This window comes from Pseudomonadota bacterium, from assembly GCA_018823135.1.
Classification (GTDB): Bacteria; Desulfobacterota; Desulfobulbia; order Desulfobulbales; family CALZHT01; genus JAHJJF01.
In genome coordinates this window covers 80,006-92,154 of record JAHJJF010000126.1, presented here as the reverse complement: position 1 = coordinate 92,154, position 12,149 = coordinate 80,006, and the positions used below count along the sequence as shown (strand labels likewise).

Genomic DNA, 12,149 nt, shown 5'->3' with positions numbered 1-12,149 from the left:
TCACACAATTACAGGAGGTTTGGTAATGTCAAAGATGTTGTTGAGAAAATTGCTCTATCCGGTTCTGGCTGCAGGATTATTGCTTTCAGGTGCAAGCCTGACAGCGGCTGCCGAACTGGAGTTCCCATTCCGGGTGAAGTACAGAGATCTCTCGCCCATTGAGACTGAAGAGCTTGCTTTAATCTATAACGACGCAATTATCGTAGATTCACGCGATGCCAGGGAATACAAGGTAATCCACATGAACGGCGCCGGAAATATTCCGGTGGACAGGCTGCGGGAAAAAGACCTGCTGGCGCTTCGTGAGAAAAAAAGCAGTACACCTCTTGTTTTCTACAGTAACGACACCACATGTTCAAACAGTTATAAGGCCGGGGCCAGGGCCACCGAGTGGGGATTTGCCAATGTCAGAATTTATGATGCCGGCATTTTTTACTGGGTTCAGAATCATCCGGGAAAAACTGATTTTTTCGGCAGGCCTATGACCCGCGAAACCTTGAAAACTTCGTTGATCAGCAAAGAGGATTTCAACCGGAAACAGCTGGCTACCGAGCATTTCATTGATAAAGCCAACAGCGGTAAGTACACGATTATCGACCTCAGAGAGCCCAATGAAAGAAGCGAATCACCCATCCGGTTTCCGAAAATGAAGCAACTGACCGTAGACCTGCTGATCAGTCTGATTGAAAAACAGAGTATAGCCGTGCCGCGCAGTGGAATCCTTATCCTGGATAATGTCGGGAAGCAGGTTGAGTGGGTGCAGTATTACTTTGAGAAGGAAGGGATCACCGATTATTATTTTCTGAAAAAAGGTGTGCTTCAGTGGAAGAAAGACGGATATGACCCCGCCGGGAAAAAAGAGTAACGCACTGCCATTCATCTTAGGTGAAACTGCCAAGGGCTTACGACCATGTCCCTTTTCATTGTTCTATTCATGTAGCGGATATGTTATCATGTAAATTATACTTTTCACGCAGGTCGATCTGGTTTTATTGCTAACATTTCTAAAATGGAGGTTCTGCCGATGAAACGCATAGCATGTATATTTGTTTTTTTGCTTTTTCTTGCCCCGGATATTTCTTCAGCCCTTGGCGTGGAAGTTGCCGTGGGGGGTTGGGGGCAGAGCCCTGACGGTTATGTCGGGTACAAAGCCATAACCCAGGCCGATAACCTTGATCTGGGGAATGATGCGAAATATGACGATGAATTCCGCGGCTATGTCCGGGCAAAATTCGATCTGCCGCTTTTTCTTCCCAATATCTACCTGATGTATACACCCATGGAATTTGAAGGCACTGGCCAGAAAAGCGCAAATTTCAAATTTGGTGACCAACCTGCATTCACAGCAGCTACTGATTTCTATTCGAAGCTGGTTTTAGATCATTATGATGTTGCGGTGTACTACGGCATCCCTTTTATTGAGACCCTCACCGGCGACCGTTTGAGCGCCGAATTCGGCATCAACGTGCGGATCATCGATCTGTCTGCTCAGGTAACTCAGGGGAGTTATGACGAATCCACCAGCCAGACCATTCCCATGCCCATGGTATATATCGGCTTGCGGGTGCAGCCATTTAAATGGCTTGCCATCGAGGCGGAGGGGCGGGGGATTTCCTATGATGACAACAGTTATTTTGACTATATAGGCAGAGTAAAGTACCACCCCTTTAAAATGCCCATGAAGTCATTGTATATTGCCGGAGGATATCGGCATGAACAGATCGAAATTGACGAAAAAGATATTAAGGCTGATCTTACCTTCAGCGGTCCATTTGCCGAGGTGGGCCTGGATTTCTAAGAAGATCAGAAGTCAATAAGAAGTGAAAGGGAGGCAGAAGCAATTCGGCCCCCCTTTTTTTTGTTAGTTCGGTTGGTTGCCCAGGGACTGGATATACATTTTTAAAGACCGCATCGGCGCAGTTCTGCCGTCAATGGCTTTTCCCGCCAGAGGTCCTTCGATACATTTATTGATCATTTTGACAAGATTCTGGTTGTCTCCAGACTTTTCCAGGCCAGAGCCATTATCATGACACGAGTTGCAGGTTTTGCTGTTTGTCGAGCCGCCGAGAGTCGGGTCATTAAACAGTTGTTTGCCAAGTTCAATGGACGAGGTCTCGGCAAGGCTTAAACCCGGTGACAGAATAATCAATGCAGCAGCAACCAATAGAATTCTTTTTTTCATTTTTTCCTCCAGTTACATAAAAGTTAATAAAAAGTTGGCAAAGCAGCCCCGGTATTTATTCCACAGGATTGAGACATTAATGTGACTAAATGTGCTGTATGTCTGCGCAGCCAGAGTGTCAGTTCGGGAAATCAAGCTGATTCGGCTTCAAAATGATTTGCAGAATTAGATAGTCAGGCTCTGGGTGGTTACCATAAGAAAGTTTTTAATGCGTGTCAATATTAAATGTTAGGCAGGGGAGGTTTTTGTATTTATTGCACAGAATTAATTCAATTCGTCGCTGTCAACATAGGCATAGGCGCTGTGTTTGTGGATGGATTCAAAACTTTCGACGCTTACTGAAAACCAGTGAATATCCGGATGAGCAAGGGTTTTTTCAGCAACGATGCGGACCACGTCTTCTACAAATAACGGATTATTGAACGCCTGTTCGGTGACGAATTTTTCATCCGGCCTTTTGAGCAGGGAAAAGACCTCGCAGGAGGCGCAGGATTCAACCATGGAAATGAGATCCTCAACCCAGATGAAGCCGTTGAATTTCACATTAAGATTCACTTCAGCCCGCTGGTTATGGGCGCCGCTTTCACTGATTTCCTTGGAGCAGGGACAAAGGGTGGTTACCGGCACCCAGACGGAAAGAATGAAATCTTCTTCCGGTCCCATGATTCCGGTAAAACGGCATTGATATTCCATCAGGCTTTTGGTTCCGGTTACCGGTGCCTTTTTTTCGATGAAATACGGAAAGGTCATTTCGATTTTTGATGATTCTGCCTGCAGACTTTCACTGACTTCATTGAGAAGCGCCGGGAATTCATCGACGCTGATGTTTTTCTGGTACTTGTTAAGAACCGTAATAAATGTTGCGATGCAGTTTTCCCTTTGCCGGCGGGGCATATTTGCCTGCATGGCGATTGTTGCCACGGTTTCCTGGGTGCCGCCGATTTTTCTTCGAACCCGGACCGGGTAGCTGATATTTTTTATGCCAACGGATTTGAGTTTCATAGCGTGATATTTTTTATCATATATAGTTAGTCATGTAATTTTTTACCTGAGACTTTCTAGCATTGTATACTGTATTTCTGCAAGGCTGGAAAGAGCGGCATTTTTTTATAATTGGATAATAGCTCTCAGGAAACAAGTGTGGTAAATATTATTTTTTAAATTGTTACTACTCGTTAAGAAAGCTGATGACTGAAGAAATAAAGGTCAGGATTGATAAATGGTTGTGGGCCGCCCGTTTTTTTAAAACCAGGTCGTTAGCGGCAATTGCGGTTGCCGGCGGCAAGGTGCATTGCAATAATGCCAGAATCAAACCGGCAAAAACCGTCAGTATCGGTGATGAACTGCGGATCCAGAGAGGTGAGGTCGAGTTTATCGTAATCGTTCATGAACTTTCAGGCCGGCGCGGGCCTGCGGTTGTTGCACAAAAAATGTATGAAGAGACCGGGGAGAGTATATCCGCCCGCGCGGCAACAAGGGAAGAACGGCGCCTGCTGAAACCGGGCAGCAATTTCGGCCCGGAAGGACGTCCGGGGAAGAAGGACCGTAGACTGATCAGACGTTTTACGCGAAAAGATTAGATTATCTTGAACGAATAAATTTATGGAGGACTACCAATGAAAAAAATAGAGCGTGCACTTATAAGTTTGACCGACAAATCCGGTATCGAGGGTTTTGCCCGGGAATTGCAGGATCTGGGGGTTGAGATTCTTTCAACCGGCGGCACCGCGAAAAAACTTCGTGACCATGGGCTTACGGTCATGGATGTCTCCGAATTCACCGGCTTTCCAGAGATGCTGGACGGCAGAGTAAAAACCCTGCATCCCAAGGTTCACGGCGGCATCCTGGCGCAGAGGGATAATCCTGACCACCAGAAACAGATGGCAGCACATGGCTTGAAACCAATCGACCTGATTGCGGTGAATCTCTATGCCTTTGACAAGGCCACCGCTGAGCCGGGTTGCACCGTTCCTCACGCTATTGAAAATATCGACATCGGCGGGCCGACCATGATCCGCTCATCTGCAAAAAATTTCCATGATGTCACCGTGCTTGTGGATCCGGCGGACTACCCGCAGGTCCTTGCTGAAATCAAGGCAACCGGCAATACCACCCTCAAAACCCGTTTCCGTCTTGCAGCCAAGGTTTTTGCCCTTACCAGCAAATACGATACGGCTATTTCCGCCTGGCTGGATAGGGTCGATGTGGATAACGACCCCTATTTTGAATAGGGGTTTTTAGGCTATTGCATCCTGAGTTCCCCAAAAGGCGTGTCGTTTTTTCTATTTCTTCCGGTTCATGTGCACCGGCTTCATCGGGGCGTAACTGACTGTCACGCTCCTTGTGGAACTGATCGCTTCGAAATTCTGGCGGGACGTAAGTGGCCTGCAGAAATTGATAAAACCGCTGAGAATTGTAAGAGCCACATTAAATAATACATCAGGAGAGTGATATGAAACTTGCGGTCCTGCTTTCCGGCTCCGGCCGGACCCTTGATAATTTTCATGAACGCATTAAAAAGGGCACGCTGAATGCGACGATTGATGTGGTCATTTCCAATGTTGCTGATGCATTGGGGCTCACCAAGGCGAAAAAATACGGCTACCCTGCCTTTCATGCAAAAGACAACCAGGCAACCAACGAGATACTCAAAGGTTACGATATTGATCTCATCTGCCTGGCCGGATATCTGAAGCTTTATGAGCCGCCTCTGCAACTCAGAAAGGCTGTTTTGAATATTCATCCGTCGCTGATCCCTGCTTTTTGCGGCGACGGATTTTACGGGATGCGTGTACACCGGGCGGCCAAGGAGCGCGGCGTAAAGGTGAGTGGCTGCACAGTGCATTTTGCCAATGAGGAGTATGACGAAGGCCCCATTGTCGTTCAGAAATGCGTCCCCCTTGATGAAGAGGATACGCCGAAAGATATTGCCGCCAAGGTCTTTGATATGGAATGCATTGCTTTTCCGGAAGCGATTAATCTGGTTGCCGCCAAGGGGATTGATCATTTCTGGCCATGACATGCTGGCGCGGCAATTTTCTTGACAGGTTATTGTCGCACAGGTACTTTTGATTGATTCATCGTGCATGAAATTTTTTCGTTTTATCTTCTGATCTTACGCTAAATTCAAGTGTGCAGGGAAAAATTACCCATGGCAAAATCAACAAAGAAAATAATGAATTCGCGGGACATGGACCGGGCCCTGAATCGTATGGCCCTGCAGATCATGGAACATAATACCGGGGTCAAGGACATTGCGCTGGTGGGTATTCATACCGGTGGAGTTTTCCTGGCCGACCGTCTGCAGAAAATAATCAAGGCCAGAGAAAAGGTGGAGTTGCCGGTGGGCAGCCTTGATATTACTTTGTACAGGGATGACTGGAGCCTTGCCTGCCAGAGTCCTCTGGTGAAAAAGACGGATATTAATTTTGCCGTTGAAGGCTTTACCCTGGTTCTTGTCGATGATGTGATTTTTACCGGTCGCACCATTCGTGCAGCGCTGGACGCAATAATGGATTTCGGCAGGCCCTGTTTTATTCAACTGGCGGCGCTCATTGACCGGGGAGGTCGTGAACTTCCTATCCGTCCTGATTTTACCGGCATGGAAATTACTGTCAGTCCCAATGAACATGTCCATGTTCTGCTGGAAGAAATCAGCGGCAAGAATGAAGTTGTCCTGGAACAATACGCATAAATATTTTCATGGCAAACAGTAATAACATACCCCCTGATCTTGAAATTATTTTCTGCCGCGTCCACCAGAAACGTGATGATTATAAGAAATACGCCTTCAGCCCGATTAAAAACGATATCCTCAAGACCTTTTTTGATCTGGCCCAGGAATTTGATTCCTTAAAGGATTTTTATCGAATCTGCGTTGCAGTGCCCAAGGATTTTCTCCAGGTAGACAGCAGACTGTATTTGACCGATGAGGCAGGTGTCACACTGAAACTGGTCTGTGACAGCATTGAAGGGCTGAGTCCCGCAGGCAGCAAAGTTCCGGATTATATTCGTTTGGCGTCCAGTTCCTATCAGGATTCCGATTCCTATATTGTTCCTGTTTTCAGAAAAAGCGCCCATGCCGAAGATATTACTCCTCTTCTGCCTGGAAAAAATCATGTGCTGGGCATGTTTGAGATTTTTCCCCAATCCCGACTTACCGAAGCTGACCGCCTGTTTTTTGAAAAATACACCGGCAGAATCGGCTATAATCTGCATAACAGAATAGTCGGCCACCAGAATATCCGGCATCTTAAATTTATCAATAATCTGGTACGGGACATTGACCATAATGTCATTGTTCCGAACATGTATTTCAGGCATATCTTCAATCAGCTGAAAAAAAGGATACTAGATCTTGAAAATCTTGGAATACTCATACATGCCTTTAAGGAAGATCAGGGGGTTTCAGGGCCGCTATGCGATAAGGTGGCGGCTGAAGTGGAGTTCCTGCGGAGAAATCTTGCAGAAAACTACAATGAGCTTATGGGCCACCATGCCACCATAAGCCTCTTTCTCGAAAGCCTTTTCAGACGGGAACATTTTGAAGAAGGGCATCTCGTCTTGCGTTCGAAAAAATGTCTGATCGAAAAAGAAATAATCGCACCGCAGTTGGAGTATTATTGCAAACGTTTTCATTCCCGCGGCATAGAAGTCGAGAAGCCCAAGGACATGATCGGTGAAGAGATTCCGCTCAACGCCGATGTCGGTCTGCTGGCCCAGGTGTATTCCAACCTGTTTTCAAATGCGGTGAAGTATACCGAGGAGATTATCCGTGAACACGGTTTAAGTAGAAAATCCGTGGCTTATGGACGTGAGTTCATGGCCGATTATTTCGGGCCCGGCAAGAATGGCATAAAATTCAATGTCTTTTCCACCGGACCTCATTTAAGGGAATCGGATGCAAAGATGATTTATTCCGAAGGGTTCAGGGGGATGGGAAGTCACGGCACCCCCGGATCCGGGCACGGATTGTCTTTTGTCAAACATGTTATAGAAATCCATGGCGGCGTTGTCGGCTATGAGCCAACGGAGGAAGGAAACAACTTTTTCTTTATTTTGCCCCTGGGCATCGACAGGCAGAGTATTCCGGATCTGGAGCAGCTCGGGTAAAAAGCATTCAGTTGACCCTGCCTCCCAGGCCAGTTGATAAAATCAGTTATTAATCCGGCCTTCCGAACTTTTGGTATCTCTCCACCGGTCAGCCAGCATCTATGTTTCCCTTAAAGGATAATATTCCCGCAAAGCATTTTCCAGCGGTTAATCTCTGGCTGATACTGGTCAATGTGCTTTGTTTTATCTACGAGGTGAAACTTGGCCATGGACTGGAAGAATTTGTAAGGATGTACGGTTTTATCCCGGCAAGATTTCTGTACCTTCAGGAAAGAAATATTGTTGATGTTTCGCGATTCGTGCCGGTATTTTCTTCAATGTTTCTGCATGCGAATTTCATGCATCTCCTTGGCAATGTCTGGATGCTGTGGATTTTCGGGGATAATGTCGAAGATCGCATGGGGCATCTGCGGTATTTTTTCTTTTATATCCTCTGCGGGATCATGGCTGTGGTTGCCCAGGCCTGGTCCGGGCCGAACTCGGCGATGCCGATGCTTGGAGCAAGCGGAGCCATTGCAGGAGTTCTCGGAGCGTATTTGCTGTTATATCCCAAGGCAAGAATTCTTACCCTGGTGCCCATTGTGATTTTTTTCTATCTCGTTGAGATCCCTGCATTTGTTTTTCTGGGAATCTGGTTTCTCATCCAGTTTGTACAGGGGTACTATCTGTTGACCTTCGGTTCCCTGGTTGAGGGCGGGGTAGCATTCTGGGCCCATATCGGCGGTTTTGCAGCCGGGGTGTTTTTCGTGTATTTCTTCACAAAAAGAAAAGTCGGGAGAAAATAGATAATGTCATCAAATAAAAGAAGAAACCCCTCAGGCACACAAATGGAACTTCTGGCGCCGGCAGGCACCGTGGAAGTCTTTGAGGTTGCGGTGGAGCAGGGTGCTGATGCGGTTTACATAGGGGCGCCGGCACTCAACGCCAGGGCGCAGGCAAAACAGTTTACACCGCAGGAGATTGCGGCAATGGTCGCCCACGGGCATAAATCCGGGGTAAAAGTGTATGCAGCGATGAACAGTCTGATGAAAGACGAGGAGATACCTCAGGCAATTGAGACCCTGGCGCTCTTTGAGAGCCTGAAGATTGACGCGATTATTGTGCAGGATCTCGGCATATATTATCTGGCAACAAAATATTTTCCTACCCTGAAAATTCATGCAAGCACCCTTATGGCGGCCCATAATTCTATCTCTGTCCGGCAATTCGCCCGAATGGGATTTTCCAGGGTGGTCCTGGCCCGGGAATTGAATCTCCAGGAGATTTCGCGGATTGGGCAAACAACATCGGTTCCTCTTGAGGTCTTTGTCCATGGGGCAATGTGCTTCAGTTATTCAGGGCTTTGTCTTTTCAGCAGCTATCTCGGTGGTAAAAGTGGTTTACGGGGCTGGTGCGTTCAACCTTGCAGGCGGCGTTATACCTGGGATAAAAGCGGCAAGCCGGCCGGATATCTTTTTTCAATGAATGACTTAAACGCCATTGATCTGTTGCCGCAGCTGGCCAAAGCCGGGGTTGTTTCCATAAAGATAGAGGGCAGGATGAGAAGCGCACAGTATGTGAGTTCGGTGGTGAAAGCCTATCGTATTATGCTGGATGCGCCGGAGGGAGATACAGCCGCAAAGGAAGAAGCAGGCAGGCTGTTGCATAATTCGATGAGCCGAAAGATGGCTTCCGGGTATTTTTCAGGACCCCAGCCAGAGGATATTCTGTCGCCGGAGCATTCCGGCAATATCGGTCATTTTATCGGCAAGGTCGAGAAGTCCTCCGGCGAAAAAGCAACAATTGCCCTGAAAAACGGGCTTAATGTGGGTGACCGGGTCAGACTTCATTTTGAAAAAACCGGTGAGCGCAAGGCCTTTACCGTTAAAAAAATGTATTCCGGTCAGCAGGCGGTCAACAACGCTTCAGAAGGGGAGACGGTTTTAATTGAACTTCCAGTGCAGGCGGCGCCGGGCGACAGCCTGTATCTGGTGGATACCAAGGAAAGAAGAGCCCTTGAAGGCAAGCAGAAGAGCATTCTGCCCGGTCGTTTTGATGAAAAGATAAAGGCCTTGAATCACCGGCATAAAGGGGAGATTATTTGGGCCAAAGTGAAGCGGCAGATGAAGCTGCGGGACGCTGACAAGCAAAGAAAATCAGGACCTGTGAAATCACGCCGCAGCAAAACCCTGGATGCCGGTCGAGTCCCCTGGTGGCTGAAAATTGACAACCTTATGCAGCTCAGGCAGCACCTTCCCGATAAGCCGGCCCGCCTGATTGTGATGCTGACCGGAGAAACTTTTTCACAGTTCAAACGAATGGAAAAAATGCTTAGATCTTATGGGCGAACGGTTGTCTGGTCCCTGCCGCCGCTCATCGATGAGGCGGATATTGAATTTTTTGCGCAGGCAATTAACGAATTGATCAGCATGGGATTCAAGACGTGGCAGATCGGCCATCTTGGTCAGCTCCAATTTTTTAATCCGTATAAGAGCAAGGTGAGTGTTTTCGGAGACTATACCTTGAACGCTTTAAACTTTTTTTCCCTGGCGAGTCTTTCCGAGTTCGGACTTCGCGGTTGTCAGCTTTCCATTGAGACCGACAAAAAGAACCTTGAAGGTATTTTGAAGAAAAGGTTGCCCCTTGATGTCGGGCTGACAATTTACGGGAGACCGCCATTGAGTATGGCCAGGACATTTGCAGGTTTTTTTCAGTTTAACCAGGCTTTTAGAAGTCCCTTGCGGGAGAAATTCGTCCTTGAAAAATCTTTCGGGAAAACCGTTGTTCTGGCTGAAAAACCCTTTTCACTGCTGCCGGTTCTTTCCGAGATATACTCCATGGGGCTCGGCTATGGGGTGATTGACATAAGCAACATGGCCTTTCGTAAAGGCGCCTTGACCGCACTTGTCGGCAAGATTGGGAACCCTTCCGCGATGAGGGAAAAGCTCAGCACCTTTAATTATTTTGGCAAGTTATATTGAGATATTTAATTTCAGAGATTAGAATATGCAAAAAATATGTTAGAAATTATCCCGGTGCAAAAGCCTGGACACCTTAAGCTGTTGTTGTAACTTATTCAGGGTCTAGGCCCTTTTACTCAAGGGCCTCAAGTTCAAACAGGATTCTCATTATGGAGAAAAAATTTTTAAATGATCTCATAACCCCGGAGGTATTCTGGGTAGCCCCGGACGCCACGGTCCAGGAAACTATCCGTGTGATGCGGGAAAAAGATGTGAGCTGTATTCTTGTTCTTGAAGACAGGAAGCCGGTGGGAATTTTCACCGAAAGAAATATTGTCCGCTACGCAACCGAAAAGGGACATGATTTCAATAAGATCAAGATCAAGGAACTTATGAGTTCACCGGTGTTAACCGGCAAGAGCGATCTTGATGTATATGATGCTTACAGTCTGTTCAGCTTGCACAAGATCCGGCATCTCGTGGTGGTGAATAATCATGGTGATGCCATAGGAATTGTCACCCAGTCAAATATTATTGAGAATCTCGGGTATGAATATTTCATTGAGATGAAAAAAATTTCCCGGATCATGTCAAAAAATCTCTTTATCGTCTCCAAGGATCACTCGGTTGCTCAAGTCCTTTCCAAAATGGCCAAAAATGCAGTGAGCTGCGCAATTGTTACTGAAAATGGTTTTCCGGTGGGAATCCTCACTGAAAGGGACATGGCCCGTTTTCTGGTGGACAATCTACCTCTGGATGAAATGAAAGTTCTGGATGCGATGAGCAAGCCGTTAATCACCATTTCCGAGGGCAGCGCTGTCCTCGAAGCGGCGAAATCCATGCAGCAGCATGGGATCCGCCGGCTGATTGTCGTCAATGAGGACGGCCATCTTTGTGGTTTGACAACCCAGACCGATATCATTAAAGAGCTTGAAGGAAAATATATTGATACCCTCAAGCAGATCATCAAACAGCAGGATATGAAGCTGGAGAGCATCTCACGGGATCTGGTGGAAACCACCGTGTATCTGGAAAACATCCTTCATTCATCAGTTGATATGGGGGTGATTGCGGTCAATCTTGATTTTGTGATTGTCTATTTCAATCCCGCCGCTGAAAGTCTTCTCGGTGTTGAGGCTGAAAAGGTTATCGGCACAGATATTGACAATATAGTCATTTCAGAAAGCGGTAAGCTTATCTATAAAGGCAACATTACAAAAACCTTTGATACTTTTAAGCGCGAATCCTTTGTTATTGAGCAAAAAATCAAAGGAAATATCAGGTTTATCCATTCAAGCGTGTCGGGGATTTGGGACAGATATCAGGAACTCTTCGGCTTTGTCATCATGATGCATGACATAACTGAAAGAAAGCGAGCAGAAGATGAACTTGCCCATATGGCGACCCATGATTTTCTTACCGGTCTCCCCAACAGGGCTTTACTGCACAATCTTATTAACCATGAGGCGGCGCACATCCTGCGTGATAAGAAAAAATTCGCAGTCATGTTCCTTGATCTTGATGAATTTAAAACGATTAATGACTCCCTTGGCCACGATGTGGGGGATAAACTTCTGCAGTCAGTTGGTGGACGGCTTCAGAAAACACTTCGTAAAAGTGATACGGTGGCGCGAATGGGTGGCGATGAATTCATTGTGCTTCTTCCTGGTTTTTTGGAGAGCAGCGAGGCTTCGCTCATTGCCGAAAAAATTGTCGGAGCCATAAACCTGCCTTTTATTGTTAATGGTCAGGAGTTAAGCATCACCACCAGTGTGGGAATCGCCATTTTTCCGGATGACTGTGATAACCCAAATGACCTTATTAAATGTGCTGATCTTGCAATGTACAGTGCCAAGAACCATGGAAAGAACCGATTTCAAAGGTTCCTTCCGGAAATGAGATGAGACAACGGTGAG

Annotated in this window: 12 protein-coding genes; 10 read left to right on the top strand and 2 right to left on the bottom strand. The window is 46.8% G+C overall.

Annotated features, from left to right (window positions below; genetic code table 11):
* The first annotated feature begins 25 nt into the window (after window positions 1-25).
* Complete coding sequence (locus KKE17_13330) at window positions 26-865, top strand: hypothetical protein (protein MBU1710978.1); 840 nt, start codon at window positions 26-28, stop codon at window positions 863-865.
* 159 nt (window positions 866-1,024) lie between these two features.
* The gene (locus KKE17_13325) at window positions 1,025-1,798 is read left to right on the top strand and encodes a TIGR04219 family outer membrane beta-barrel protein (GenBank protein MBU1710977.1); all 774 of its coding nucleotides are present in this window, start codon (window positions 1,025-1,027) and stop codon (window positions 1,796-1,798) included.
* 63 nt (window positions 1,799-1,861) lie between these two features.
* Here KKE17_13325 and KKE17_13320 read toward each other — a convergent pair whose 3' ends face one another.
* The gene (locus KKE17_13320) at window positions 1,862-2,182 is read right to left on the bottom strand and encodes a cytochrome C (GenBank protein ID MBU1710976.1); all 321 of its coding nucleotides are present in this window, start codon (window positions 2,180-2,182) and stop codon (window positions 1,862-1,864) included.
* 264 nt (window positions 2,183-2,446) lie between these two features.
* Window positions 2,447-3,184, bottom strand: coding sequence for a GTP cyclohydrolase I FolE2 (locus tag KKE17_13315; protein ID MBU1710975.1), 738 nt, complete (start codon window positions 3,182-3,184; stop codon window positions 2,447-2,449).
* A gap of 185 nt (window positions 3,185-3,369) precedes the next feature.
* On the opposite strand from KKE17_13315, the gene KKE17_13310 reads away from it, so the two are divergent.
* The 8 genes from KKE17_13310 (at window position 3,370) to KKE17_13275 (ending at window position 12,137) form a co-directional block, all read left to right on the top strand.
* Entirely contained in the window at window positions 3,370-3,762 is a 393-nt protein-coding gene (locus KKE17_13310) for an RNA-binding protein (protein ID MBU1710974.1), read from the top strand.
* A 36-nt stretch (window positions 3,763-3,798) separates the two neighbouring features.
* The gene (locus KKE17_13305; GenBank protein ID MBU1710973.1) at window positions 3,799-4,413 is read left to right on the top strand and encodes an IMP cyclohydrolase; all 615 of its coding nucleotides are present in this window, start codon (window positions 3,799-3,801) and stop codon (window positions 4,411-4,413) included.
* A 221-nt stretch (window positions 4,414-4,634) separates the two neighbouring features.
* Entirely contained in the window at window positions 4,635-5,201 is a 567-nt protein-coding gene (locus tag KKE17_13300; GenBank protein MBU1710972.1) for a phosphoribosylglycinamide formyltransferase, read from the top strand.
* Window positions 5,202-5,333: 132 nt separating this feature from the next.
* Window positions 5,334-5,876, top strand: coding sequence for a bifunctional pyr operon transcriptional regulator/uracil phosphoribosyltransferase PyrR (pyrR, locus tag KKE17_13295; GenBank protein MBU1710971.1), 543 nt, complete (start codon window positions 5,334-5,336; stop codon window positions 5,874-5,876).
* 8 nt (window positions 5,877-5,884) lie between these two features.
* Window positions 5,885-7,294, top strand: a complete 1,410-nt coding sequence (locus KKE17_13290) for a sensor histidine kinase (protein ID MBU1710970.1) — start codon at window positions 5,885-5,887, stop codon at window positions 7,292-7,294.
* Between the two features lie 101 nt (window positions 7,295-7,395).
* A complete protein-coding gene (locus KKE17_13285; protein MBU1710969.1) occupies window positions 7,396-8,079 on the top strand; it encodes a rhomboid family intramembrane serine protease in 684 nt (227 codons plus the stop codon).
* 3 nt (window positions 8,080-8,082) lie between these two features.
* Entirely contained in the window at window positions 8,083-10,254 is a 2,172-nt protein-coding gene (locus KKE17_13280; protein MBU1710968.1) for a U32 family peptidase, read from the top strand.
* 149 nt (window positions 10,255-10,403) lie between these two features.
* Window positions 10,404-12,137 (top strand): diguanylate cyclase, encoded by a 1,734-nt coding sequence (locus tag KKE17_13275; protein ID MBU1710967.1) that lies wholly within the window; start codon window positions 10,404-10,406, stop codon window positions 12,135-12,137.
* Window positions 12,138-12,149: the final 12 nt, after the last annotated feature.

Coding starts and splice junctions, on each gene's coding strand:
- KKE17_13280 (MBU1710968.1), top strand. CDS start 8,083: ATGTCATCAAATAAAAGAAGAAACCCCTCAGGCACACAAATGGAACTT.
- pyrR (MBU1710971.1), top strand. CDS start 5,334: ATGGCAAAATCAACAAAGAAAATAATGAATTCGCGGGACATGGACCGG.
- KKE17_13325 (MBU1710977.1), top strand. CDS start 1,025: ATGAAACGCATAGCATGTATATTTGTTTTTTTGCTTTTTCTTGCCCCG.
- KKE17_13330 (MBU1710978.1), top strand. CDS start 26: ATGTCAAAGATGTTGTTGAGAAAATTGCTCTATCCGGTTCTGGCTGCA.
- KKE17_13320 (MBU1710976.1), bottom strand. CDS start 2,182: ATGAAAAAAAGAATTCTATTGGTTGCTGCTGCATTGATTATTCTGTCA.
- KKE17_13285 (MBU1710969.1), top strand. CDS start 7,396: ATGTTTCCCTTAAAGGATAATATTCCCGCAAAGCATTTTCCAGCGGTT.
- KKE17_13300 (MBU1710972.1), top strand. CDS start 4,635: ATGAAACTTGCGGTCCTGCTTTCCGGCTCCGGCCGGACCCTTGATAAT.
- KKE17_13310 (MBU1710974.1), top strand. CDS start 3,370: ATGACTGAAGAAATAAAGGTCAGGATTGATAAATGGTTGTGGGCCGCC.
- KKE17_13315 (MBU1710975.1), bottom strand. CDS start 3,184: ATGAAACTCAAATCCGTTGGCATAAAAAATATCAGCTACCCGGTCCGG.
- KKE17_13275 (MBU1710967.1), top strand. CDS start 10,404: ATGGAGAAAAAATTTTTAAATGATCTCATAACCCCGGAGGTATTCTGG.
- KKE17_13290 (MBU1710970.1), top strand. CDS start 5,885: ATGGCAAACAGTAATAACATACCCCCTGATCTTGAAATTATTTTCTGC.
- KKE17_13305 (MBU1710973.1), top strand. CDS start 3,799: ATGAAAAAAATAGAGCGTGCACTTATAAGTTTGACCGACAAATCCGGT.